We start from the raw sequence: 26722 nt of genomic DNA, 5'->3' as shown, positions 1-26722 counted from the left end.
CTTAGCTGGCAAAAAGGATAAATGAGAAGATACGACTTAAGAGCTGTGGGCTTAGGCTTGGGCCGATGGATTGATTTCAAGCTTACGAGGTTTACGGAGTAACATCCATAAAAATATCGCGGCGCCAATAACACCGAATACGGTCGCTACCGGTACTTCAAAGGGGTAGCGGATGCTGCGGCCAATCACATCGCATAGTAGCACTAGGCTTGAGCCGAATAATGCCACTGCCGGCAAGCATCGACGTAGACTGTCTCCCATTAAGCGGCTGATAATATTAGGTACGACCAGTCCGACAAAAGGAATGGCGCCTACCGTAACCACCACCACGGCGCTAATCATGGCCACAGTTAAGATCACAAACCAGGTCATCAAGCGCTGGTTCACCCCTAAGTTAATAGCAATGGCTTCGCCTAATCCCACAATGGTTAGTTTGTCGGCCAAAAAGTACGCCACCAGTGCCAACGCACCGGTCACATACAGCAGCTCATAACGCCCCGCCAAAATAGTAGAAAAATCCCCAAAGCGCCACACTGACAGCATCTGCAAAGACTCCGTCTCATAGGCAATAAAGGTAGTGACCGCCTCAATAATACCGCCAAACACAATGCCTACCAAAGGGACCATTAAGATATCTGTGGCAGGCAAATGCTTAATCAGACGCATAAACAGCACCATACCGGCGATAGCGCACAAGGTCGCAATGAGCATCTTGCTAAATAGGCTACTTGTGGGCAAGTATAGGCTGACCAAAAGTAGGCCTAGGCCTGCGCTTTGGGTGGCGCCCACCATGGAGGGGTCAACAAAGCGGTTTTTTAACACAACTTGTAAAATCATCCCCGCCACAGCTAAAGAGGCACCGGTCAAAATAATGGCCAGCGTGCGCGGCAGTCGACTTACCAGCAACAACTGTAAATCGTTACTGACCGACTGCTGAGTCAAGGCTTGCCACAGCCCTTGCCATGAAAAATCTGCCACACCCAGCGATAAGCTTAGCAAAATTAGAGCCACCAATAGCAGCACACTTAACGTGTTGAGCAGCATAGGCGATAGCAAAACATGTCGAGCTTTAGGTTTGGCAGAAGAATCAAACATAACGGTCTTTATTTTTACTGTAAAAATTGAGGGATAAGCGTGTGCTTATTGAGCGCTTTCAACTGTTTCGGCTTTACTCAAGGCATCAGTGACGATCTTGGTATCTTTTAACCACTGATAGTAACCCCCGAAAGCAAGGTATGAGTCTGGGCTTAGGTAGACAATATGTTTGTTTTTCCAAGCTTTGGTTTGATGCATTAATGGGTTGTCTAATACCGCATCTGCACCTACGCCTTCTTCACCAATGGCTGAGCTTCTATCTAGCACAAATAACCAGTCTGGATCGATTTTTTGTAAGTATTCAAAAGATACGGGTTGACCATGTCGGCCATCTTCAATCTGAGTATCAGCAGCAGGAATACCAAAGACGGTATGTAAGAACCCAAAGCGAGATTTTTCGCCATAGGCTGAGATTTTATTGCCGTTTACTAGGACAACCAAACCATTGCCTTTACCGGCACTGGCAGCTTTGGCTTGCTCGATGGCTTGATCAATATCTTGTTGCAACTGAGCGGCTTTATCGGCTTTGTTAAATAGCTTACCTAAATCAGCTAAGCGCTGTTTGCTAGACTCATAAATATTTTCAGTATCTAAGGTCAGGTCTAAAGTTGGCGCCATTTTGCTAAGGGCGTCATATTTTTCTGCCATACGTGAGCCAATTAAAATGGCTTTGGGCTGCATTTGGTTAAGTGCTTCCATATCAGGCTCGAATAAAGTACCGATATTCTGGCTCTCTGGGGCACCTGCCGCTTTTAGATTGTCTAAATGTAAGTTGTCAGGCAGACCAGCTACAGGTACTTCTAAGGCAGCTAAATCCTGCATTAAGGTCATGTCATATACAGCTAATGGCTCAGGATTGGTGTGTAAAGTTACTTCACCGCGAGTGGTATCAATGCTTACTTGTGCTTGGTTGTCAGTCGCACTTGACTCTGTGGTGGCCGCTTCAGAGCCAGTCTCACTTTGAGTTTCAGCGGCACTGTCAGTTTGAGTGTCTGTCTGTTTAGGAGAGCAACCAAAAAGCGCACCGCTCACCATTAAGGTGAGTAGAGCCAACTTGGCTTTGGGATACGCAGAAGAGGCGGCGGCAGAGGATAGACGTTTGGTAAACATAAAATCTCACTTAATCATTAAACTTAGTCGTTAAAAAAGCCATGACAAGACAATGGCTGTTAAATAAAAAGCTGTAAAACATGTCAAAAAACTAGACTATAAAAAAACAAAACTCTCTTATCTGATGACATAGCGCACAGACCCTCTAAATTAACTGCGAGTGGTACATCAGATGTCTGCTAATTTTTTGAGAATGAGCCTATGATACGCTTTTTAAATGCAAAAATAAATGATAATAATTCGCATTAAATAAAACAAGGGTGTTTTGTTACTTTTAAGTGGGTCTATTATCCCCCAAAAGGGGTAGGGAATTAGGCTTATGTACCGCTTTTGCTCAATAGGTATTAATTAAGATTGGCGCTATATTAAAAGCAATTACAGGGCAGTGACTTGCTAAGCTCACAGGGTCTTTAAAGACGGGAGCTTGCCAACATCACTGCTTTTTTTTATGTCTATTGCTCAGGAGACGCATCATGCATGCCAAGGAGCTGCTTGAGGTTGAGCGCCGTGATATTAGAGCGCTGCACTATACCTGGATTGCTTTTTTTCTAACCTTTTATGTTTGGTTTAACATGGCGCCGCTGGCAACTTCTATGCTGGCGGCTGAAAGTTATTTGACGCCTGAGCATATCAAGCTGTTTTTGATTGCTAACGTGGCGTTGACCATTCCTGGCCGCGTAGTGGTGGGCATGGCATTAGATAGATTCGGCCCGCGCCGGGTGTTTTCGGTATTAATGATAGTGATGGCGATACCCACGTGGTTCTTCGCCTTTGGCACATCGGCGATGCAGCTGTTTGTATCTCGGCTATTTATGTCTATTGTCGGGGCAGGCTTTGTGGTCGGTATTCATATGACCGCGCTTTGGTTTAAGCCCAAAGACATTGGTTTTGCAGAAGGCTTTTATGCTGGATGGGGAAACTTTGGCTCTGCGGCGGCTGCGATTACTATTCCCACTGTGGCTTTACAGTTCTTCGGTGGTCATGATGGGTGGCGCTGGGCCATAGCATTGTCTGGCTTGTTGATGGCGCTATATGGGGTAGCTTATTGGTTTTTGATTACTGATGGGCCAACAGCAGATACACACCAAAGATCTAGAAAGGCGGGCGCCTTAGAGGTATCCAGCTGGCGAGATTTGTGGTTATACTGCTTGTTTACTATCCCATTGTATGGGGTGTTGGGGGTGCTGGTTTATCGCACTCAAGACATGGGGTTTTTGTCTGCGACAGGTGCTATCGTCTGTTATGTGATGATAGCGGTGGTGGTGATTTATCAGATTTACAAAGCCTTGAGTGTCAATATTCCTATGCTCAAAGCGGGCATTCCAGAAGATGACAAATACCCCTTTAAATCGGTGGCCGCTTTAAATGTATCTTATTTTGCCAACTTTGGCGCGGAGCTTGCGGTCGTCTCTATGCTACCTATGTTCTTTGCCAGTACTTGGAAGCTAGATGCCACAGCGGCCGGTCTAATCGCTTCTACTTTTGCTTTTGTTAACCTTTGGGCCCGACCTTTAGGCGGTTATATTTCAGATAAAATTGGCAACCGCCGTCTGGTGATGCTGGTTTATATGTTTGGCATCGGTATTGGCTTTGCGCTTATGGGACTACTCAACGCTGGTTGGCCATTATTTATTGCAGTCGTCTTTACCATTGGTTGTTCGGTGTTTGTGCAGGGTGCAGAAGGGGCAACCTTTGGCATTATTCCTTCTATCAAGCGCCGTTTGACCGGTCAAATCTCAGGTATGGCAGGCGCTTATGGTAACGTGGGTGCGGTATTTTACTTATTTATCTACACCTTTGTTGAGCCTAACCAGTTCTTTTATATCATCGCCGGTGGGGCCTTTGTGGCATGGCTGGTGTGCTTTTTTTGGCTCAAAGAGCCTGATGATGCCTTTGGCGAGGAGTACAAGATGTCGTCGGTGGATATCGCTTTGGCAGAGCAAGATCGCTTGGCACAAAACAAGTTGTCACCTATGACAAATGACTGAAACTCTGACAATGGCTTTAAAGCTATACGGATGCCCTTAGTCTCGTAGTGAATAAAAAAAGCCACCCAAGCGATTGTTTGGGTGGCTTTGTTTATGTATGGCTTAAAGACAGTCAAATAAAAGGTATTGCCTGTAATTCAAAGCTTAAGACATCAAAGGGTTAAGCGGTCAAATTATTCACCGCCCACACTGCGACATCTACTCGAGTGCGCAAATTGGTTTTATTTAAAATATGTTTGACGTGAACTTTTACGGTCGACTCAGAGATGCCCAGCTCATTACCAATCATCTTATTACTGTGGCCTTTGGCAATCATTTTTACCACTTGCAGCTCACGGCTTGTTAAGTTGCTGACAATGTCATCTAAATTGGGCGTACGCAGTGCTTGGGCTAACACAGCAGCTAAGCGCGAGCTGACCACCAGCTCACCGCGTAAGGCTTTACGAATATCAAGTGCCACCTGCTCAGGCTGCATGTCTTTTAATAAGTAGCCATTTACCCCAAGCTTTAACGCATTATGGATATCATCGCCACTATCAGAGACTGTGAACATCAATACTTTAGCCTGATGGCCTTGCTCACGAATTTGCTCAGCAGTATCTAAACCGCTAAGGCCTGGCATGTTTTGATCAAGAATCACTAAGTCCACTTGGTTTTGGGCAAGATAGCTCAATGCTTCTTCACCACTACTGACATCGGCGACTACTTGAAAGTCGGGCTCTAAGCTAAGTAGATCGGCCATACCACGTCGTAGCATGGGATGGTCATCGACCAGGAGGATTTTGGCAGGGGAGGTCGCGGTATAAACTTTCGTTGACATAGAGACTCACAAAGGTAAAAAATAAAAAGAATAATCAAATATAAACACTTAAATCGTATTACTAGAAAAAGGGTCTGTTAACACATAACTGATGAACAAAGAAGCTGTATACAACAAGGCGCCACAAGCTATCCATTAAAAAAATCTGGCGAAAAGCGTGCTTCTACCACAGTGCCTGTCGGCTCATTATTGCTGACAGTTAATTGGCCGCCCAAGCTTTTGGCGCGCTCTTGCATAATCATAAGCCCATGATGATGGGTCTGATCAAAACTACCTGATAGCCCTTTGCCATCATCGCTAATACTTAACAAGGTATCATTACTGTCTGCAATATAGCCAAAATTTACGGTCACGTTCTTGGCATTGGCATGGCGGCAGATATTAGATAAGGCCTCTCGAACAATCTGAATCACATTGACCTGCTCGCTTGCGCTTAGATTTAAGGAGATAACTTGATTGCTCACCTTGACATTAAAACCGCCTTTTTTGGCAAATTCTTCTGCCGAATTGTGTAGTGCCTCATCGAAACTGTCATCATTAAGGCTTAGACGGAAAGTTACCAACAGGTCTCTTAGGTGCTGATAGGCAGAGGTCAATCCGTCTTTTAGCTTGCCAATAGAGTCACTTACTAACGCCAAATCTGGGCTATCACAGTGAGTGTGCTGCAGTCGTTTTTCCAAAATAGTGGTCTGTATCTTCAAGTAAGATAAAGACTGCGCTAATGAGTCATGCAGCTCACGAGCAATGGTGGCGCGCTCCTCTAATAATATGATCTGATGCTCTTGTTGGCGCTGCTGTAACAAAAACATCGCCGTACTAATTAAGTTGGTTAAAGCGGTGATGGCCGGCTTGTTATTGGCAATTAATGCTTGTGTTTCTGTATCATCGATCATCGAATCAAGTTGAGCTACCTGTACCAAAGGAATGCGGTTCTCTGATGGGGTGGCCTGCTCAGTAGGGCGGCTTATGCCTAAAGATTTAGGGCGCACCCGTAAATCCCCAAACTGCGACTTTTGATGACGGATCAAAAAAGACTCCGTATAGAAGCTGGACTTAATCAAACAGCTATCACAGGTGGTGGTTGAGCACAAATCTCGCAGCTCACTACTGTGAATGGCAATGGCATCTTTATTGTCGATTAAATCGCCTTTGATACACAGTGTGAATTCAAGCTCTGGGATAATTTTACCAAAATCTGCAATCAGCCGGTTTAGTTCAGTAATACTCACCTGGCTGGTGGTTAAGTATTTGGCAAAGTCATACAGCAGTGACAATACTTGGTTGTCCTGCGTTAGGTGCGCGGTTTTTAATGCAATTTGTCTTTCCAAAAATTGTTTATTTTGCTCAATGGCGCTCACCATATCATTAAAAGAGCGGCCAAGCTCCTCAAACTCTTTATAACCGGTCAAGTGAACCCGAGTCTCTAGCTTACCTGAGGTAAAGGCAGCTTTGGCCTGCATCAATTTTTTGACCGGCAATAATACCTTTTTACGCAGCTCATAAATACCGCCAATCATGATAAGTATCATCAGACTCATTGAGATGAGCTGTAATAACTGCTGGCGGTTTTGCCGCTGCTCATTACGATACTGTAATTGAGACACCACCGCATCAACTTGCTGTATATATGGCAAGGACGCTTTATAAAACCCTACGCTGTCACGTGCCAATAGTAGGGGCATTAAGGTCTGTGTCCAGCCTTGATGAATGCGCTCAATTTGTCGATCGATGCGAGTGTCTTTATTGGTACGTTGGCTTTGATAGTGTTGCAGTAAGCTTTGACGCCGATTCATATCGTCTATCAGCTGATTAATCTGCTGCACTGAGCTGATATCCGCAGCTCTTAGCTCAGCGCTACTTTGGTCGGCCACCAATAAAAAGTTCATGCGGTAGGTGGCCATTCTAATGGAGCCAGCAGTATTAATGGCTTTGGCATCATTTTGCGCCGCCCATGCCAAAAACCCACTACTTAGGGCAGTGCCCAAAAAGAGCAAAATAATCAGTGTCGTGGCTATCCAAGAGCGAACTGCTAATGTATTAGGTATGGGCATCGTATATAACTACTTGATATATTTGAATTTAAAAAAGTTTCTGGAGCCGATCTTTTTAGAGATTTTGAGTATTTCTTTGAGCCAAAAAAGATGAGAAAAAAAAGGGGTAGGCTAAATTAGCATTTACGCCCCAAGCTTTGACATACTCCTAAAGTAGTAGTTAATAAGCGCTAATGCAAGTTACCTACTTAAGTGGATACATTAAACCCTTATAACCATATTAAATTCATGATGGCTGAAGTACCTTAACTTATCGAACAACAAGCCGTGACTGTGAGTTATCAACAGTACTAAGTGAGGTAAGTATGGGTGTGAATAAAGAAGACTTAAAAGGGGGCAAGCTCATCACTGACTGGCGCCCAGAAATGGAAGATTTTTGGGAAAACGGCGGTAAGCAGGTCGCCAGCCGCAACTTATGGGTGTCTATCCCAGCACTGCTATTGGCCTTTGCGGTATGGATGGTCTGGAGTGCGGTGATTGTTAACTTGCCTGAGATTGGCTTTGGCTTTGATGAGGGGCAGCTGTTTTGGCTGGCCGCTTTACCAGGATTGTCTGGGGCGACGCTGCGTATTTTTTATTCGTTTATGGTGCCTATCTTTGGTGGACGTCGCTGGACGGCCATCTCTACCGCGTCACTGCTTATCCCTGCAGTGTGGATGGGCTTTGCGGTTCAAAATCCTGATACGCCCTTTAGCGTGTTTGCCATGATTGCACTACTGTGCGGCTTTGGTGGCGCAAACTTTGCGTCCTCTATGTCCAACATCTCGTTTTTTTATCCTAAAGATAAGCAAGGCACAGCACTGGGTTTAAACGCAGGTCTGGGCAACCTAGGTGTGTCTGTGATGCAGTTTGTGGTGCCTTTGGTAATCGGTTTTGGTGTGTTTGGCGCACTTGGCGGTGCACCGCAAGTGACTGAAGCGGGCAAAACACTTTATCTGCAAAATGCAGGCTTTATCTGGGTGCCTTTTATTGCACTGGTGTCTATTGCTGCTTGGTTTTTGATGAATGATATTGCCTCGGCAAAAGCATCGTTTAAAGATCAAGCGGTTATCTTTAAGCGCAAGCACAACTGGATCATGTGTGTGCTATATATGGCCACCTTTGGCTCGTTTATTGGCTTTTCGGCCGCCTTTCCGATGCTGATTAAAAAAGGATTTCCGGATGTCAATGCGTTGCAGTTTGCCTTTTTAGGCCCCTTAGTCGGTGCGTTATTCCGTCCTGCAGGTGGCTGGATTGCTGATAAATTGGGCGGCGCCCGAGTGACATTCTGGAACTATGTGGTGATGATATTGGCCGTAGTGGCGGTGATGTACTTCTTGCCAAGTGGCACCAGCGCCGGTAGCTTTACGGGGTATCTGATCTCATTTATGGTACTGTTTGTCACCACAGGGATTGGTAATGGCTCAACCTTCCGTATGATTCCAGTTATCTTTAGAACGGTATTAGAGCGTGAGCATCCTGACAAAGTAGGCACAGAGCCTTTGTTTGTTGAGATTCGCAAAGAGTCAGCAGCAGTGGTGGGCTTTACCTCAGCAGTAGCGGCTTATGGTGCTTTCTTTGTGCCTAAGATGTTTGGCTCAGGCTTAGGTGTCAATGGCACATTCATCGCTTTGATTGCCTATTATGTGGTTTGTATTGTCTTAACCTGGTGGTATTACAGCCGCAAAAATGCAGAGTATCCGTCATAGGGCTATAGTGTAGGGCTATAATGGTAAGACACACAATGTAGTTATTTAGGACTTACGCAGGATTAGGGATTTTAGCGATTGGGTATTATTTTCTCGCTTGCTGTACGGTAGTTCCAGAGGCTTCAAAAACAATCCCCAGTCGCTCTTTAAGGATTACATTCTGGGTTTTGCGTAAGTCCTATTATTAAAACTAAGCGGTGAAAGCGTCACTTAAATAAGTGGCGCTTTTTTATTGCCCAAAGTAAAGCCGCCAACTGTCTTAAAAAAGGTTTGGTTACAAAAAAGTGGATAACTTAATCGTTACAACTTTGAGGTTATGAAAAAAATAGAGCTTAAAAAAAGAGCCATGAGCTAACCCTAAAGTGGTAGGCGATTGCCTATGTTAGATGATAGTAAGCCAGGTGCGGGATAAATAGAATACAGCCTATCTAATGATATCTATTGCTCACGCACTGACAGCATCAGGATTAGGCTGCTGCTCTGAGCTTTTTTGTACATCGAAGTCTTAACCTAGAGGATAGCAATATGAGCCATTTACTCGACCAGTTTCGTTTTTTTAAACGCAAAAAAGGGGAGTTCGCTGACGGTCATGGTGAAGTGCGCGATGAGTCGCGAGGATGGGAGGACGGTTACCGTAATCGCTGGCAATATGACAAAATTGTGCGTTCAACACATGGGGTGAACTGTACAGGCTCATGCTCATGGAAAATCTATGTCAAAAACGGCCTGGTGACTTGGGAGACGCAGCAAACCGATTATCCACGTACCCGTCCTGATCTGCCTAACCATGAGCCACGTGGCTGTCCTCGCGGGGCAAGCTATAGCTGGTATATGTATTCTGCTAACCGGGTTAAGTATCCAAAGGTGCGTAAGCCATTATTAAAGCTATGGCGCGCGGCCAAAGCACAGCACAAAGACCCAGTTGATGCGTGGGCAAGCATTGTTGAAGACCCAAGCAAAACAGTTGAATACAAATCAAAACGGGGTATGGGCGGTTTTATTCGCTCAAGCTGGGATGAGGTGAACGAAATCATCGCCGCCAGTAACGTCTATACCGCCAAAACTTATGGCCCTGACCGTATCGTTGGTTTCTCACCGATTCCGGCGATGTCTATGGTCAGCTATGCCGCTGGTAGCCGTTATTTGTCCTTAATCGGTGGTGTGTGTCTGTCGTTTTATGATTGGTACTGCGACTTACCGCCAGCGTCTCCCATGACATGGGGCGAGCAAACCGACGTGCCTGAATCCGCGGACTGGTACAACTCAGATTACATCATCGCTTGGGGTTCTAACGTACCGCAGACCCGTACCCCTGACGCTCACTTCTTTACCGAAGTACGTTATAAAGGTACCAAAACAGTTTCTATCACACCAGATTATGCTGAAATATCAAAGCTAACCGACCTGTGGCTAAATCCAAAACAGGGTACTGATGCGGCGGTGGCTCAAGCGTTTTGTCACGTGATTATCAAAGAGTTCTATCTCAAGCAGCCAAGCGATTATTTCATTGATTACGCCAAGCGTTACACCGACATGCCAATTTTGGTCATGTTAGAAGAAGATGACAATGGTGGTCGCCGTCCGGGTCGTTACCTACGTGCCTCAGATTTGGTCGATGACTTAGGTGAAGAAAATAACCCTGAGTGGAAAACCATCGGTATTAATAATGATGGTGAACTGGTATCGCCGCTAGGCTCTATCGGCTACCGCTGGGGTGAAAAAGGTAAATGGAACCTTGAGCAAAAAAGCGGCTCAACTGGCAAAGACATCGACTTAACCTTAAGTCTGAAATCCGATGTTGGCGAGCAAGAGGTTTGTGACGTCGCCTTTGATTACTTTGGTCATACCGAGCATCCTTACTTTAATGCCGTGGCTGGTGATGCGCTGCAAGTTAAACGTGTGCCTTGCAAAACTGTCACTTTAGCGGATGGCAGCACTGTTAAAGTGGCCACTGTATTTGACTTAACGGTTGCGAACCTAGGCGTTGATAACGGTCTGGGCGGCGAGCATGTGACTGATGATTATAACGATGCTACTGTACCTGGCACGCCAGCTTGGCAAGAGGTTATCACTGGTTTATCTCGTGAAAAAGTGATCCAAGTGGGCCGTGAGTTTGCCGAAAACGCACACAAAACTCATGGTAAATCGATGATTATCATCGGTGCTGGTATGAACCACTGGTATCACCTAGATATGAACTACCGCGGCGTGATTAATATGCTGATGCTGTGCGGCTGTATCGGTAAATCAGGTGGCGGCTGGGCACACTATGTGGGCCAAGAGAAACTACGCCCACAAACGGGCTGGTTGCCACTGGCATTTGCACTAGACTGGCACCGTCCGCCACGTCACATGAACGGCACAAGCTTCTTCTACAACCACAGCTCACAGTGGCGCCATGAGACCGTGTCGGCACACGAGATTTTATCGCCTCGAGTGAATAAGAAGTTCTTCCCAGAGCACATGCTCGATTACAACATTCAAGCCGAACGTGCTGGCTGGTTGCCATCGGCACCTCAGCTGAACCGTAACCCGCTATCTATTGCGGCTGCGGCCAAAGCACAAGGTAAAGAGATTGAAGAGTATGTGGTGGATTCATTGCATGACAACAGCTTACGCTTTGCTTGTGAGTCACCTGATAACCCACAAAACTTCCCACGCAATATGTTTATCTGGCGCTCAAACCTTTTAGGCTCGTCCGGTAAAGGTCATGAGTACATGCTGGAGTATTTCTTAGGTACCAAAAACGGCCTAATGAGTGAGGACAGCTTGCCAGATGGCCTGCGTCCAAAAGAGGTCGATTATGTCGAAGAGGGCGCCAAAGGTAAGCTTGACTTGGTGGTGACGCTCGATTTCCGTATGTCATCAACCTGCTTGTATTCAGACATCGTACTGCCAACGGCAACTTGGTATGAAAAAGATGACATGAACACTTCAGACATGCATCCATTTATTCATCCATTAACCGCAGCCACTGACCCCGCTTGGGAATCAAAAACAGACTGGGAAATCTACAAAGGTATTGCCAAAGCCTTCTCGGCAGTATCCGTAGGCCACTTAGGCGTTGAGACGGATGTGGTGACCTTGCCCATGCAGCACGATAGCCCAGGCGAGTTGGCACAGCCCTTTGGTGGTACCGACTGGAAAACCGCTGGCGAGCGACCAGTACCAGGTAAAAACTGCCCCATGATTAAAGTGGTTGAGCGTGATTATCCCAATACCTATGCCAAATATACCTCTCTAGGCCCTGCACTTGAGAAACTGGGTAATGGCTCAAAAGGCCTCAACTGGGATATGACCAAAGCAGTCAAAGACTTAGGCGATTTAAACCATCGGGTGACCACACCGGGTGTGTCAGAGGGTCGTCCACAAATCTTTACCGCTATTGATGCGTCAGAAACCATCTTGATGCTCGCCCCTGAGACCAATGGTGAGGTCGCGGTGAAAGGCTGGAAGGCGCTAGAAGAATTTACTGGCCGTGAGCACGCTCACTTAGCGGAATCAAGCGAGCACGAAAAGATCCGCTTTAGAGACATTGTGGCTCAGCCGCGTAAGATTATCTCAAGCCCAACCTGGTCAGGTCTTGAGTCTGAATCGGTCAGTTATAACGCTGGTTACACCAACGTTCATGAGCTGATTCCTTGGCGTACCATTACCGGCCGTCAGCAGTTTTATCAAGATCACCCTTGGATGCAGGCGTTCGGTGAGCAAATGCAGCAGTATCGTCCGCCGATTGATACCAAGACCACAGACATCATGAAAGACGCTAAGCCCAATGGTAACAAAGAGATTGTACTGAACTTCTTAACCCCGCACCAAAAATGGGGTATCCACAGTACCTACTCTGAAAACTTACTAATGCTAACACTTAGCCGTGGTGGTCCGATTGTTTGGTTATCCGAAAATGATGCCAAGTCAGCCGGTATTGAGGACAACGACTGGATTGAAGTGTTTAACGTCAACGGTGCAATTACCGCCCGTGCCGTGGTCAGTCAACGTGTCAAAGACGGCATGACCATGATGTATCACGCGCAAGAAAAACTGGTCAACATCCCAGGCTCTGAGCAGACCGGTACCCGAGGCGGTATCCACAACTCAGTGACCCGTACCATCTTGAAGCCAACACACATGATTGGTAGCTACGCCCAGCAATCATACGGCTTTAACTACTATGGTACGGTCGGCTGTAACCGTGATGAATTTGTGGTGGTGCGTAAGATGTCGAAGATTGATTGGCTGGAGGATAAGCCAGATGACTCATTACCACAGCCATTACCAACCACTTTAGAAGGTTAAGACAACCTTAAACACGTTAATTTGGAGCACACACCCATGAAAATCAGATCACAAGTAGGCATGGTGCTTAACCTCGATAAATGTATCGGTTGTCACACTTGCTCAGTTACCTGTAAAAACGTTTGGACCAGCCGTGAAGGGATGGAATACGCCTGGTTTAACAACGTAGAATCAAAGCCGGGTATCGGTTATCCCAAAGAGTGGGAGAATCAAAATAAATGGAATGGCGGCTGGATTCGTAATGCCAATGGTACGATTAATCCACGCATCGGCGGTAAATTTCGAGTGTTAGCGAACATCTTCGCTAACCCTGATTTGCCAGAGATTGATGATTATTACGAGCCGTTTGACTTTGATTATCAGCACTTGCACACCGCACCGATTAGCAATCATCAACCGATTGCACGTCCTCGCTCTGCCATTACTGGTAAGCGGATGCAAAAAATCGAGTGGGGCCCTAACTGGGAGGAAATCTTAGGCTCAGAGTTTGAAAAGCGTCGCCGTGATAAAAACTTTGATAACGTGCAAGCTGACATCTATGGCGAGTACGAAAATACTTTCATGATGTATTTACCACGTCTGTGTGAGCACTGCTTAAACCCAACTTGCGTGGCGTCATGCCCAAGTGGGGCAATTTATAAGCGTGAAGAAGATGGTATTGTGTTGATTGACCAAGACAAATGCCGCGGCTGGCGTATGTGTATCTCAGGCTGCCCTTATAAGAAGATTTACTACAACTGGAAATCAGGTAAATCTGAAAAATGTATCTTCTGTTATCCGCGTATCGAAGCGGGTATGCCAACCGTGTGTTCTGAAACTTGTGTGGGCCGTATCCGCTACCTTGGCGTGTTGTTATACGATGCCGATAAGATTGCGGAAGCTGCGAGCACCCCAAATGAGCAAGACTTATACCAAGCACAACTGGATGTATTCTTAGATCCAAACGATCCAGAAGTCATCGCTCAAGCATTAAAAGACGGCGTACCTCAATCTGTGATTGATGCGGCACAAAAATCACCCGTTTACAAACTGGCGATGGACTGGAAATTGGCACTGCCATTACACCCTGAGTACCGTACGCTACCTATGGTGTGGTATGTACCGCCTTTATCACCGATTCAAAACGCAGCAGAAGCGGGCAAAGTAGGTATGGATGGTCTGATTCCAGATGTTGACAGCTTACGTATCCCACTGCGTTATTTAGCCAACATGCTAACCGCTGGTGATGAAGAGCCAGTACGCATGGCACTAAAACGCCTACTTGCCATGCGCAGCTACAAGCGTATGCAATTGGTTGAAAAGCAAGAAGTGCAAAGCATCCTAGATGATGTGGGCTTAACCAAATTGCAAGTTGAAGAGATGTACCGCTATCTAGCGATTGCCAACTATGAAGACCGTTTTGTGATCCCAACGGCGCATAGAGAAGAGGCCATGAGTGATGCCTTTGCGGAGCGTAATGGTTGCGGCTTTACCTTTGGTGAAGGCTGCTCAGGCAGCAGTGACACCAGCATGTTCGGTCAGAAAAAAGCGACCCGCCGTGACTTTATTGACACCGTTCAAAAGTGGGAGGTGTGACATGACAGACGTTATCCAAAGCCAACGATTAGATGCCGGTATAGAGGACACGATGACCACTACACCAACCCTTGCAGACTCGGATATGAAGATTTTAAAAGTATTGAGCTTGCTGATTGATTATCCGGCCAATGAGCTGTTTGAAGGGGACACGCTGGTACTGTCAAAAGACATTGTTAGCACTTCACCGCTTATTAGCCCAGAGGTGCGTGCTCAGATTGCAGCACTGATAGATGAGCTGGTTGAGATGGGGTCACTTGAAGCGCAAGCGCAATATGATGGTTTGTTTGAGCGTGGGCGTTCACTATCGCTATGGCTGTTTGAACATGTGCATGGTGAGTCACGTGACCGTGGTCAGGCCATGGTCGATTTGATGGGTCAATATGAAGACGCTGGCTTTGAGATTGGTCTAAAAGAGCTGCCTGATTATCTGCCAATGTATTTAGAGTTTTTGGCATATCAAGCAGCAGTGGGCGGTGATGAGATTCAAATCCGTATGGATATTGCGGATGTCAGCCACATCATTGCACTACTGGCCGCCAGACTCAAAGACCGTGATAGCTTGTATGAAGGCTGCTTTAATGCACTATTACAAATCGCTGGTAAGCCGCTTAATACAGTGGAAGCACTTGAGGAGCAGGTGCAAAGTGAACAGCGTGATGACACCTTTGAGGCGCTGGATCAAGAGTGGGAAGAAGAGGTGGTGGAATTCTTAGGCGCGCAGCAAGAAGAGCGCTGCCCCTCTAATACCCAAAACCTTGCCAAGGGTATCGCTATTGACCGAAGTGTGATGCCGCCAAAACAAGTCGATGCCCCTGTGCATTGGGTGGATTTCGATACGTCGAAACCTGTTAAACAGCCTTAAGGAGAGAGTCTCGTGAATATTGCAGATCCTGGTGTACAGTCTTTGGCCAACTTAAACTGGCTACAAATTTTCTTATTTGGTATCTACCCCTACATTGCATTAGTGGTTGCCATCCTTGGTACTTGGGCGCGTTTTGATTTGTCACAGTACTCATGGAAGACCGGCTCTTCACAAATGCTGCGCAAAAAGAACATGCGCCTTGCCAGCAATTTATTCCACGTGGGTATTATTGTTGTCCTGCTGGGTCACTTGGTTGGTATGTTAACGCCTCACTTTATTTATGAGCCATTTATCAGCGCTGCACACAAGCAAATCCTAGCGGTGGTGGTTGGTGGTATTGCAGGGGTAGTGTGCTGGATTGGTATGGTGATGTTGATGGTACGCCGCTTTACCGATGATCGTATCTCGCATACCTCATCTTTTAGCGACAAATTGGTACTGATACTGCTATTTATCCAGCTCAACTTAGGTCTGATATCTATCTTTACTTCCATGCATCATCTTGATGGGTTAACCATGATGAATCTTGCTGGCTGGGCACAAGATATTACGATCTTAAGACCTTGGCATGCGGCCGCTCGTATCGAACAAGCCGATCTGATTTATCAGCTGCATATGGCGCTAGGCATTACCCTGATTATGATTTTCCCATTTACTCGTTTGATTCATATCATCAGTGCGCCAGTGTGGTATTTGGGTCGCCGCTATCAGATTGTGAGACAAAAAACCTCTCAGTAGGAATTTATCACAATTGCTATACAACAAAGGGTTGGTCCGGTAAAATCATAAGATTCATTTCAAATGAATCTTATGATAGAATAGCGCCCTGCAGTGATGAGCAAGGCTATTTTATTCGCTGCTTTATATTCTTTTACCTACCAACCCGTGCTCAATGCCGAGTTGCATACCCTACTGATTAAGGAAATCACAATGGCATCACCCAAAACATTACAAGTCGTAAAAGCAACCGTTCCTGTGCTTGAAACTCATGGCACCCAGATTACTACGGTCTTTTATCAAAATATGTTTGCTGAGCACCCTGAGCTTTTGGATATTTTTAATGAAACTAACCAAAAGCTAGGACGCCAGCAAAGCGCTCTTGCGACCACAGTTTTGGCCGCAGCCAAGCATTTAGAGCAGTTAGAAGTATTATTACCGCAAGTGATGCAAATTGGTCATAAGCACCGCGCGTTACAGATTAAGCCTGAACATTATCCTATCGTTGGTAAACATTTATTGGGCGCCATCAAGGAAGTACTGGGTGATGCCGCCACAGACGAGATTATCGAGGCTTGGGCAGAGGCGTATGCTGAGATTGCAGAGGTGTTTATCAAGGTAGAACAAAGCATGTACGAGCAGGCCATGTGGCCAGGCTTTGCGCCCTTTAAAGTGGTGGATAAACAAATCACCGGCACAGACATCGCCGCCTTCACGGTACAGCCTGAAGACAGCAGCCTAGATATCCGTGCATTGCCATTAACAGCAGGTCAGTACATTACTGTAAAAACCGACCCACAAGACAGTGACCATATTGCCTTAAGACATTATTCACTGTATTCAGTCGATAGCAGCGACGGTATTAAATTTGCGGTACGCCGTGACAACCGTAATGCTCATCGCGGCTTGGTGTCTAACTACTTGCATGATCATGTGGAAGTCGGCGATACCATCTTACTCTCTGCACCGGCAGGGGATTTTGAATTAAATAAACCTCTTATTGAACAAAATGAGGTGCCCTTGGTATTAATCAGTGCGGGCGTGGGCATTACACCAGTACTGGCTATGCTTGAGGCGCAAGTAAAAGCCAATCCTAGTCGCCCTATCATCTGGGCTTATGCGTGCCAAAACCCAGAGTTTCAAGCCTTTGATACCCGCGTAGCGCAGCTACTAGGCCAAGCTCAAAATGTACAACAGCACACCTTCTACTTTGAGCAAGGTCAACTATTAGATGAAAGCTGGCTAAAAACCCTACCTAATCCTGCCGATGTCTATGTGTGCGGCTCTATGGTCTTTATGGACAGCATGATTGAAGGGTTAATGGCATTGGAGCACAGCGGCGATAACATCCACTATGAGCCCTTTGGTCCAAAAATGAGCCTAAGCGTGGGCTAGACGCCTTCAATGAAATTAAATCACGCTGTTCATCTGTAGCAGCAGCTCTATAAAGCCTGCCGATATTAAGATTAAGGCGGCTTTATAGAGACATATGACTCAATGGAGTACACCATGACAGCAATGACTTACGACCCTAGACAAGCGGCGGATGACAATATTCGCATCATGCCCACCTCAGATGACTTAAAAAAGCTGCACTCTGATCAAGAGTTTATCCAAAAAGCACTGGCAGAGGAGCGTAGCAATCATCAAAATCTGATTGCCTCAAGTCGTGAAGAATTGCCAACAGTGCGTGTCAATGGTGTGGTAATTGACAAACAAGCCATCGCTCAAGAGCTACAGTATCATCCGGCACCCACCAAAGAGGATGCACTATTTTTGGCCACTCAAGCTTTGGTGGTGCGTGAGCTGTTAAAAAATGCAGTGCTTGATGATGATACCTTGGGTCAAGCCGCTTGGGAGGCCAATGAAGAGCAGGCCATCTCAGATTTAATTGAAAAAAACGTAACAGCCAGCACGCCTGATGGTGACACGTGCGAGCGCTATTACGAACAAAATAAAGCCGATTATAAAACCGCGCCCATTATGTCAGTACGTCATATCTTACTGGCGAGCTTACCTGAGGATGGGGAAGAGCGTTTGGCGCTTAAAAAACAGGCATATGAGCTTATTGAGCGGATTAATAACAGTACCAATGCTGATGCAGAATTTATTGAGCTGGCGCGTCAGTATTCAGCTTGCCCCTCAAAAGAGCAAGGCGGTGAGCTGGGCGTGTTAACCCAAGGCCAAACTGTACCTGAGTTTGAATCGGTCGTCTTCTCAATGGATGAGGGGTTAGCGCCCAGTCCGGTCGAGACCCGCTATGGATTTCATATCGTACAGGTGCTTGATAAACAGCCTGGTGTTCAGCTGGATTACTTGCAAGCCAAACCTGCTATCGCGAATAAGCTTGCACAGCAGGCTTTCCATCATGGGCTATGTGATTACTTATATACCTTGGCTGAGCAAGCAGAGATTGATGGTATTCAAATGGAGCTGGCTCAAGAGAATATTTTCCGCGGTTAGATAGGCTAGGCTGTAAGGTCAAAGTCAAAGTCAAAGTGTAAGTTACTAAGTGTATAAGGATGTATTATGAAACGTACGAATCAGCTTCAGCCTTTGTCACGAGAGCATCATTTAGGTCTGGTGCTCTCTCGCCGTGCTAAGGTATGTGCCAATGATGTTGAGGACATTGCCAAACACTGGACAGCTTTGACGGACTATATTAACCAAAATATGACCAATCCCTTTAAGGTTGAAGATGATCTTATATTGGCCAAGCTAGAGGGTTATAGAGCCAGCCATCCTCAAGTGGCACAGGTCATTGATAAAATAGCTGAGCAGCATCAAAAGCTGTATCAGCTTATTGGTTTGCCTAGCCTGAGTGCCGCTCAAGTTCAAGAGCTTGCCAACGCTTTGTATGACCATATTCGTTTTGAGGAGCGTGAGCTGTTTCCACTGGCTCAACACGTGTTGTCCGAGAAAGAGCTGGATGCTATTTATGATGCCAGCTCTAAAAATATCAAACGTGAAAAAGAAAATCGATAAGCCATTACCTCGACAGGAAGTCATCACTTTTGTCTGTATGTACAATCGTAAGGAGATAACATGAGCCCTATAGTCATTCCCAGTCACTGGAGAGTCAAGCGCTCCACACCATTCTTCACCAAAGACAATATCCCTCCTGCATTACTGACCCACCACAATACAGCTGCAGGTATTTATGGTCAGATTTGCGTCATGCAAGGCACGGTTACCTTTTTTGGCTTTGCTGATGAAGCTGCCACTGAGCCTGAGAAAAAAATTGTGATTCAGGCCGGCCAGTTTGCAGTCAGTCCACCACAGTATTGGCACCGGGTTGAGCTAAGTGACGATGCTCAATTTAATATTAACTTTTGGTCCGAAAAAGAGCATGAAGGCAGCAAGCTTATGCAGCAGTCAAAAGTACACAATCAGCCCATCGCAGATTTATTCGATGAGGGTGTGAAGGATGCACCCAAAAAATAATACCAAATCTAAAAATTAACATAGCAAGGATGACGAGTGAAAAGATGACAAGTGAAAACTGTACACCTGGTACGGTAAACGAGTTTGACAACGCTAGGTTGTTTTTTAGAAAAGGTATAAGCCATAAGCCATAAGGTATAAGCCATAAACAAGGCGGTGACATGCTGATTATAGAACGCACTAGGGGGTTAATATCAGCAGGCTTATTTAGTCGCGACATTGATTAAATGGGCATGATTTTATATGCTGAGCGAACCTTGTACTTTTGTTGATTTAATCCCTAAGGAGACTAAAATGACGGCGACTATATTTCATAACCCAAAGTGCAGCACTTCGCGCAATGCTTTGGCCATTATGCAAGCATCAGGTGAGACACCTGAGGTGATCGAGTATTTAAACACACCTCCAAGCCGTGAGTATTTGGTCAATTTGCTAAATCAGATGCACATGGCACCGCGCGAGCTGATGCGCAGCAAAGAAGCGGTGTTTACTGAATTGGGCTTAGATAATCCTGAGGTGTCAGATGATCAACTCATCGATGCCATGATTAGCCACCCAATTTTAATCAATCGACCGATTGTGGTGACAGACAAGGGCGCTGTGTTATGCCGTCCCTTAGAGCGGGTATTTGAGGTTTTAGCCACTCCTGTAGAGACATTTACTAAAGAAAATGGCGAGATTATTACCTACCCCGCGCTGTAGCTGAAGCCAACTAAAAGCCAGCTCAATGGGTTGATTTTGGCCGCTGGATTGCCTGATCTGTTTTGATTGTAGATACGCCCTGAGCCTTACGGTTTAGGGCTTTTTTTTGAGGAGTATGCCGGTATATCGCGCTTTTAGGAAAAAATGTAACGGCCATTAAAATATATTGTTGAGTAAAAAAACTAGGCATATAATAACTGCAAATCGTAAGTATTAATATTTACAATATCTTAACTTGTTTGGATATAGCCCATGGATAAAGCCATGATCGCCACCGATGCAGATGCCTCTGAGTCTGCTAACAGCTATCCTACCTCATCTTACTCACTTATCGATCTTGCAAAAAATCAAATCGCTTTGATAGAAGCCATTGTCGAAAATCCTCGTTTTGGAGGGTTAGATGCTGTGGTCAGTCAGCGCCTAAAAGACTTAGGGTTTTTGCCCAATACCCCGATACGTATTGTCGCTAAAGGTTTATTTGGTAAGCCGCCTTATGCAGTGCAATTAGGCTCAGGCGTGCAATTTAGCTTGCGTCTTGATGAGCTACAAAAAATTCGCTGCAAGGCGTTATAGCCCCAGATACCTGTCCCCATTTTTGTAGGCTTTTTTTACCCATAAGTGACTCCCCGTATGTCAACATCTTCTTTAGCCAGTGCCGCCACTGAGGGCAGCATAGCCCCCATTACTATCGCGCTGGTCGGCGCCCCAAATTGTGGCAAAACCGCTTTGTTCAATGTTTTGACCGGCTCAAAAGCCAAAGTGGCTAACTATTCAGGTGTTACGGTCGATAAGCGCTCAGCGCCTTTTATTAATCAAAGCCAGGTCAGGATTTTGGATTTGCCAGGCACTTATAGTCTAGCAACCACAAGTCCCGATGAAGAGGTCACTCGAAAGGTCTTGATGGGTGAGATGCCCAGTGAGTCTATCCCCGATGCCATCTTGGTGGTTGCTGACGCCACCAACTTACGAATGTCGTTAAGGATGATTCTTGAGCTAAAAAGCTTGGGTCTACCGATGATGGTGGCATTAAACCTAAATGATGTGGCAGTCAGCCGCGGTATGGTTGTCAATGAAGACAAACTCTCTGAGCAGCTTGGGGTACCTGTGGTAAAAACGGTGGCTATCAAGCGTCGCGCTAATGATGCTTTATTATCATTAATTAAAGAGTTCTCGCAGCGCCAACACCGCCACATAAGGCCAGTACGCTTCGCCCAAGATGTACCCGATCCACAGCAGCTGTATCAACGCGCTGATGAGATAATCAGCCAAACCGTTTCTACACCGCACAGATTGCCTAAGTGGCATGAGCGTTTAGATTATTGGGTGCTGCATCCTGTGGCGGGGGTGGTTATATTGCTAAGTATATTGTTTGTGATTTTCCAAGCCATCTATGCTTGGGCCGCCCCTATGATGGATGGGCTAGAGCTGTTGGTAAATGGCTTTGGGACGATGATAGCCAGTTACTTACCTGAGGGTATCTTAAAAAGTCTACTGGTAGACGGTATTATTGCTGGGGTTGGCAGTGTGGTGGTGTTTGTGCCTCAGATTGCCTTACTGTTTTTATTCTTGTTAATTTTGGAAGATTCGGGCTATCTGCCGCGCGCCGCCTTTTTATTAGATACGTTATTGTCCAAAGTGGGGCTGTCAGGCCGCTCTTTTATCCCGCTCTTATCTGGGTTTGCTTGTGCTGTACCGGCTGTTATGTCGACCCGTACCATTCCAAACCCTAAAGAGCGCTTTGTGTCCATAGCGGTATTGCCTATGCTCACTTGCTCGGCGAGGTTACCTATTTACGCATTGATCATAGCTGCGGTGATACCCAATAAGAGCGTGTTTGGGCTTTTTAATTTGCAAGGGATGACCTTATTTGTGTTATATACCGCAGGTATTGTGTCCGCCTTATTCATCTCTTGGCTAATGACCCGAGTGGGACGCAGTAAAAGCGATGCAGCCAGCTTTCCGTTATTGATGGAGCTGCCCACTTATCGTATGCCCAATGTCAAGCATATTGCCACTGAGCTGTGGAGCAAGGTTAAGGCCTTTTTGGTACGGGCAGGGACCGTGATCTTTGCATTAAGCGTGCTGCTTTGGGCCTTGGTGAGCTTTCCCTCAGCACCAATAGGCAGTACAGATCCAGCCATCAACCACAGTTTTGCCGGCATGCTTGGCCATGTTATTGAGCCAATTTTTAGCTCCATCGGCTTTACTTGGCAGATGTGCATTGCCATGATTCCGGGTCTGGCCGCCCGCGAGGTGGTGGTGGCGGCGCTAGGTACTGTATATGCTGTGGGCAATGTCGGTGAAGAAGCGGTGAGCCATACTCTAATGCCGATTATCCATAATCAGTGGGGATTGGCCACAGCGTTCTCCTTTTTAGCCTTTTATATTTATGCCCCCATGTGTCTGGCAACGTTGACCGTGATTCGCAGAGAAACCAAATCTTTGCCGCAGACCTTAGCCATTACTGGCTATTTGTTTGCCTTAGCCTATGTGATGGCGTGGATAACGTACCGAGCTGCAGGTTTTATTTTTGGTCTATAAATTATTGGAGTAATAAGCGATGTCTCATGTTGTCGAATATGGCCTGGTGTTTATTATTATCGCCTTGGCTTTATATTATGTGTGGACTAGAGTATTGTTCAAAAAATCAAGCAGCTGTGCCTCTGGCTGCGGAAAGTGTGGCTCATAGCACGCCAAGCTTTCGCCTTATTTTTGATAAGGTTATAATCCATCCGTGATTCGTATTCGCTTGGGGTCACTTGAGCCTTGCTGCTTGATGGCGATATGCTTGATTTATTTAATATTTACCCTGATGCTGCTTAAGCCTTCTATACTGGCCACCAGAGTATCCCCTGTTACCACGGGTCCAACACCTGCTGGCGTACCGGTCATGATTAAGTCGCCTGGTTTTAACTCAAACAGCTGTGATAAACGAGAAATCACCTCAGAGACACTCCAGATTAAGTGAGTCAAGTCGCTATCTTGTCGCGTCTCGCCATTGACGGTCAGCTTAATATTACCGGCATTTATTTCACCCAAATCAGCGATAGGGGTCAGCTCACCAATTGGGGCTGAATAATCAAAAGCCTTGCCAATCTCCCAAGGGCGGCCTTGCTCACGCATGGTGGCTTGCAAGTCACGGCGGGTCATATCTAGTCCTACGCCATAGCCAAAAATACTAGAGGCAGCTTGTGCCACTGAGATGTCCTTTACAGGCTTGCCTATCGCTACCACAAGCTCAGTTTCGTAATGATAGTTTTCGGTCAATGGCGGATAAGGGATATCCACGCTACCATTGGCAGGCACTGCCACCACCGCATCACCATCGCCCGGCTTACAGAAAAAAAATGGTGGCTCACGATCAGGGTCTGAACCCATCTCTATCGCGTGAGCGGCGTAGTTGCGGCCGACACAATATACCCGGCGTACTGGGAATTTATCTTGAACACCCTTGACATCTAATGCTGCAGGCAAGCTGGGGTTAAAAACATAGGTCATAGCACAGTCCTTTTATAAGTGGGCCAAATGACCTATATTAAGGCACATTTAAACCAATTTATACCGCATATTATAGTAAAAATAAGGACATGCTATGCTAACGCACACCACCAGTCAATTAAAACCACAAACGCTCATCTTGCTGGCGCGCCTTACTCAATGAGTTTTTAGCGCAGTAATGAACAAGGTATTCTTTGGTCTTAAGGTAGAGGTTTTATGAACAATAAGCTTGGCGTTTTGTACTCTTTTCGCCGCTGTCCTTATGCAATGCGGGCGCGGCTTGGGCTGTTATTTGCCGGTGTGTCAGTTGATTTGCGTGAGGTGGTGTTAAAAAATAAGCCACCGCAAATGCTTGCCATCAGCCCCAAAGGCACGGTGCCTGTTTTGCAGTTAGCAGATGGGACAGTGATTGAAGAGAGCCGTGATATTATGCTGTGGGCACTTAACCAAAATGACCCTCAATGTTTACTGGATAACACAGTAGGCGCTCAAGCTAAGGCTTTAATTGATCAAAATGATACTGAGTTTAAATATTGGCTTGATCGCTATAAATACGCCGATCGTTATCCTGACATGAGCCAAGAGGCTTATAGGCAAAAGGGCGAGCAGTTTTTGCGCACCCTAGAAGCCTTGTTAACTCAGCACCCTTATCTTTTTGGCGAGCGCATCGGTGTGGCGGATATTGCCATTATGCCGTTCGTGCGTCAGTTCGCTCATGTTGATCGTGCACTGTTTTATCGCCTGCCTTATGTACATGTGCAGCGCTGGCTTCGGCATTGGCTTGAGCATCCACTATTTTTGCAGGCCATGACGAAATATACACCTTGGTCTGAGGGAGATGACGTGGTGGTGTTTGGCAGCTAAACCCAGCAGTGCTCATTAAAGCGCATTACTTTGCTTGGCAAGATCCGCTTTAAGCGATTAATGCCCCAAGATTTTAGATAAAAATAACTGGGCGCGATCGCTACGTGCCCCTTCAAAAAACTCATCTTTACTGCAGTTCTCCACGATGTGTCCCTCATCCATAAAGATGATACGGTTGGCAACTTGACTGGCAAATCCCATTTCATGAGTCACACACATCATGGTCATGCCCTCTTTTGCAAGCTCTACCATAACATCTAACACTTCTTGAATCATTTCAGGATCCAGTGCTGAGGTAGGCTCGTCGAATAACATACATACTGGGTCCATTGCCAAAGCGCGGGCAATGGCAACACGTTGCTGCTGCCCGCCTGACAGTTCGGCGGGGTATTTTTTGGCTTGAGCCGATAGCCCCACACGGTCAAGATAAGCCATGGCTTTTTGCTGGGCTACACTGTCACTGCGCCCCAAGACTTTGATTTGTGCCACAGTCAAATTATCAATGATTGAAAGATGCGGAAATAGCTCAAAATGCTGAAACACCATGCCCACTCGGCTACGTAGCTTTGGCAAATCAGTTTTTGAATCACCCACGGCTATGCCATTGACGAAAATCTCACCCTTTTGAAACGGCTCTAGCGCATTTACCGTTTTGATCAAAGTGGACTTACCACTACCAGAGGGCCCACAAACCACCACCACATCGCCACGATGCACGTGTGCGGTACAGTCAGTTAGTACCTGAAAGTCACCATACCATTTACTGACATTAGACATTTCAATTACCATCTCATCGCTGGCATGTCCTGTATCGGTGACCAATCCGCCAAAATCATTGATATAGGAATTGGGGCGGTCAGTAGGCATAGAGTCAGAGGTTAAAGGTGGGGTAGGGCTGTCAGGTTTTGTCTCAAATTTATTCATAATGGTATCCGTTATTATAGCTCTTAATATGAAGCAACTGCGCATGAAGCTTAAAATCGCATGGATTTTTGCAGGCGCTGAACCCCAATAGAGGCAATCAAACTAATGATGAAATACACAGCGCCGGCGCCTAAGATGTAAGGGGTTAAATATCCCATTAGCTCACCGCGTACGTAAGCTGATCGGAAAAAGTCACTCAATCCAATTGCAAATACTAAAGTGGTATCTTGGAATAAAATAATACACTGCTGCAAAATAAGCGGGGTCATTTTGCGAAAGGCTTGTGGCAAGATAATCAATCGCATGGTCTGAGCATACGTCATCCCTAAAGCTTTGGCTGCATTGACCTGTGCGCTACCAATGGATTGGATACCCGCCCTGACTACTTCTGAGAAATAAGCGGCTTCAAACACCATAAAGGCCACCACACAGGAGGTGAAGGCAGTATCAAAAGTAATGTAGCTACCGGTTAAGCCGTTATAAATCATCGGTACAGCAAAATAGAACCACAGTAGGATTAGCAGCAGCGGCACTGATCGAAAGAAGTTCACATATAGCTTGGCGGGTAGCTCAAGGGCTTTAATGCCTGATAAGCGCATCATGGCTAATACGGTCCCCAGTGCCATACCGCCTACTATCGCTAGTAGTAGTACTTTGAGGGTGACAATCATGCCACTGATTAGGCTTGGATATGCGGTGGTTAACTCGGTGACAAATGCACTCATTTTTTACCTCCTGCAATTAGCCCTGGGACACGAAGTTTTTGTTCAATAAGACCCATGATACCTATGAGCGATAGGTTAAATAGTAGATAGATAATGGTGGCGTAGGTATAGATTTCGATGTTGTTTTGGGTGTACTCACTGATGGTTTTGGTTTGACTAATAAGCTCCATCACCCCGACCAAAGAAGCAATAGAGGCATTTTTATAACAGTTGGTCAGCTCTGAGCTTAATGGGCATAGGTATCTACACAAATTTACTAGCCGCATCAGCGAATTGACGTAGTTTGTCAGGGGAATAATGATTTACCAGTTCGTTAAAATTAAGCCACTGGAACAATCCTGCCATCACAGCAGGTGCGGT

The 26722-nt window shown here is 46.0% G+C and carries 22 protein-coding genes and 1 pseudogene; 15 read left to right on the top strand and 8 right to left on the bottom strand.

Going from position 1 to position 26722, the window contains the following annotated elements; genetic code table 11:
• Positions 1-51: 51 nt before the first annotated feature.
• Positions 52-1095, bottom strand: a complete 1044-nt coding sequence (locus JMX92_RS08405; protein WP_201545157.1) for an ABC transporter permease — start codon at positions 1093-1095, stop codon at positions 52-54.
• Between the two features lie 45 nt (positions 1096-1140).
• Positions 1141-2205, bottom strand: coding sequence for a siderophore ABC transporter substrate-binding protein (locus tag JMX92_RS08400; RefSeq protein WP_201545155.1), 1065 nt, complete (start codon positions 2203-2205; stop codon positions 1141-1143).
• Positions 2206-2678: 473 nt separating this feature from the next.
• Here JMX92_RS08400 and JMX92_RS08395 point away from each other — a divergent pair, with 473 nt between their 5' ends.
• Positions 2679-4193, top strand: a complete 1515-nt coding sequence (locus JMX92_RS08395) for an MFS transporter (RefSeq protein ID WP_201545153.1) — start codon at positions 2679-2681, stop codon at positions 4191-4193.
• A 160-nt stretch (positions 4194-4353) separates the two neighbouring features.
• On the opposite strand, the gene narL is transcribed toward JMX92_RS08395, so the two are convergent.
• On the bottom strand, positions 4354-5013 hold the full coding sequence (gene narL, locus JMX92_RS08390) for a two-component system response regulator NarL (RefSeq protein WP_011959943.1): 660 nt from the start codon (positions 5011-5013) through the stop codon (positions 4354-4356).
• Positions 5014-5141: 128 nt separating this feature from the next.
• Positions 5142-7064 carry a histidine kinase gene (locus JMX92_RS08385; RefSeq protein WP_201545151.1) on the bottom strand — a complete coding sequence of 641 codons (1923 nt, stop codon included), beginning with the start codon at positions 7062-7064 and terminating at the stop codon, positions 5142-5144.
• A gap of 305 nt (positions 7065-7369) precedes the next feature.
• On the opposite strand from JMX92_RS08385, the gene JMX92_RS08380 reads away from it, so the two are divergent.
• The 13 genes from JMX92_RS08380 (at position 7370) to JMX92_RS13770 (ending at position 23040) form a co-directional block, all read left to right on the top strand.
• Complete coding sequence (locus JMX92_RS08380) at positions 7370-8752, top strand: NarK family nitrate/nitrite MFS transporter (RefSeq protein WP_155587709.1); 1383 nt, start codon at positions 7370-7372, stop codon at positions 8750-8752.
• A 525-nt stretch (positions 8753-9277) separates the two neighbouring features.
• A complete protein-coding gene (locus JMX92_RS08375) occupies positions 9278-13048 on the top strand; it encodes a nitrate reductase subunit alpha (protein ID WP_201545149.1) in 3771 nt (1256 codons plus the stop codon).
• A gap of 36 nt (positions 13049-13084) precedes the next feature.
• Complete coding sequence (gene narH / locus JMX92_RS08370; protein ID WP_011959946.1) at positions 13085-14623, top strand: nitrate reductase subunit beta; 1539 nt, start codon at positions 13085-13087, stop codon at positions 14621-14623.
• 1 nt (position 14624) lies between these two features.
• Complete coding sequence (gene narJ, locus JMX92_RS08365; RefSeq protein WP_413786864.1) at positions 14625-15488, top strand: nitrate reductase molybdenum cofactor assembly chaperone; 864 nt, start codon at positions 14625-14627, stop codon at positions 15486-15488.
• A gap of 12 nt (positions 15489-15500) precedes the next feature.
• Positions 15501-16226: a respiratory nitrate reductase subunit gamma gene (gene narI / locus JMX92_RS08360; RefSeq protein ID WP_110816273.1), complete on the top strand. Its 726-nt coding sequence runs from the start codon at positions 15501-15503 to the stop codon at positions 16224-16226.
• 192 nt (positions 16227-16418) lie between these two features.
• Complete coding sequence (locus JMX92_RS08355) at positions 16419-17600, top strand: globin domain-containing protein (RefSeq protein ID WP_110816274.1); 1182 nt, start codon at positions 16419-16421, stop codon at positions 17598-17600.
• A 114-nt stretch (positions 17601-17714) separates the two neighbouring features.
• Entirely contained in the window at positions 17715-18668 is a 954-nt protein-coding gene (locus tag JMX92_RS08350) for a peptidylprolyl isomerase (protein WP_201545147.1), read from the top strand.
• 66 nt (positions 18669-18734) lie between these two features.
• Positions 18735-19190, top strand: a complete 456-nt coding sequence (locus tag JMX92_RS08345; RefSeq protein WP_201545145.1) for a hemerythrin domain-containing protein — start codon at positions 18735-18737, stop codon at positions 19188-19190.
• A gap of 60 nt (positions 19191-19250) precedes the next feature.
• Positions 19251-19649, top strand: a complete 399-nt coding sequence (locus tag JMX92_RS08340; RefSeq protein ID WP_155587705.1) for a DUF1971 domain-containing protein — start codon at positions 19251-19253, stop codon at positions 19647-19649.
• A gap of 294 nt (positions 19650-19943) precedes the next feature.
• Positions 19944-20351, top strand: coding sequence for an arsenate reductase (glutaredoxin) (arsC, locus tag JMX92_RS08335; RefSeq protein ID WP_041773281.1), 408 nt, complete (start codon positions 19944-19946; stop codon positions 20349-20351).
• A gap of 252 nt (positions 20352-20603) precedes the next feature.
• Positions 20604-20924, top strand: coding sequence for a FeoA family protein (locus JMX92_RS08330; RefSeq protein ID WP_201545141.1), 321 nt, complete (start codon positions 20604-20606; stop codon positions 20922-20924).
• A 57-nt stretch (positions 20925-20981) separates the two neighbouring features.
• Complete coding sequence (feoB, locus tag JMX92_RS08325) at positions 20982-22892, top strand: ferrous iron transporter B (protein ID WP_201545140.1); 1911 nt, start codon at positions 20982-20984, stop codon at positions 22890-22892.
• A gap of 19 nt (positions 22893-22911) precedes the next feature.
• Positions 22912-23040: a FeoB-associated Cys-rich membrane protein gene (locus tag JMX92_RS13770; protein WP_150097841.1), complete on the top strand. Its 129-nt coding sequence runs from the start codon at positions 22912-22914 to the stop codon at positions 23038-23040.
• Between the two features lie 104 nt (positions 23041-23144).
• Here JMX92_RS13770 and JMX92_RS08315 read toward each other — a convergent pair whose 3' ends face one another.
• The gene (locus JMX92_RS08315; RefSeq protein WP_201545139.1) at positions 23145-23849 is read right to left on the bottom strand and encodes a fumarylacetoacetate hydrolase family protein; all 705 of its coding nucleotides are present in this window, start codon (positions 23847-23849) and stop codon (positions 23145-23147) included.
• Positions 23850-24065: 216 nt separating this feature from the next.
• Between JMX92_RS08315 and JMX92_RS08310 the strand changes: the two genes are divergently transcribed.
• Positions 24066-24713, top strand: coding sequence for a glutathione S-transferase (locus JMX92_RS08310; protein ID WP_011959957.1), 648 nt, complete (start codon positions 24066-24068; stop codon positions 24711-24713).
• A 57-nt stretch (positions 24714-24770) separates the two neighbouring features.
• Here the strand turns inward: JMX92_RS08310 and JMX92_RS08305 are convergent, their stop codons facing one another.
• The 3 genes and pseudogenes from JMX92_RS08305 to JMX92_RS08295 form a co-directional block, all read right to left on the bottom strand.
• Positions 24771-25502: an amino acid ABC transporter ATP-binding protein gene (locus JMX92_RS08305; RefSeq protein ID WP_155587721.1), complete on the bottom strand. Its 732-nt coding sequence runs from the start codon at positions 25500-25502 to the stop codon at positions 24771-24773.
• Between the two features lie 185 nt (positions 25503-25687).
• Positions 25688-26362, bottom strand: coding sequence for an ABC transporter permease subunit (locus tag JMX92_RS08300; protein WP_011959959.1), 675 nt, complete (start codon positions 26360-26362; stop codon positions 25688-25690).
• Positions 26359-26601, bottom strand: a pseudogene (locus tag JMX92_RS08295) (amino acid ABC transporter permease); the annotation flags it as partial. The pseudogene JMX92_RS08295 and the gene JMX92_RS08300, both read right to left, overlap by 4 nt.
• Positions 26602-26722: the final 121 nt, after the last annotated feature.

The sequence above is a fragment of the Psychrobacter sp. H7-1 genome, assembly GCF_904846585.1.
GTDB classification, from domain to species: Bacteria; Pseudomonadota; Gammaproteobacteria; order Pseudomonadales; family Moraxellaceae; genus Psychrobacter; species Psychrobacter raelei.
This window is presented reverse-complemented; position numbering and strand designations above follow the sequence as displayed.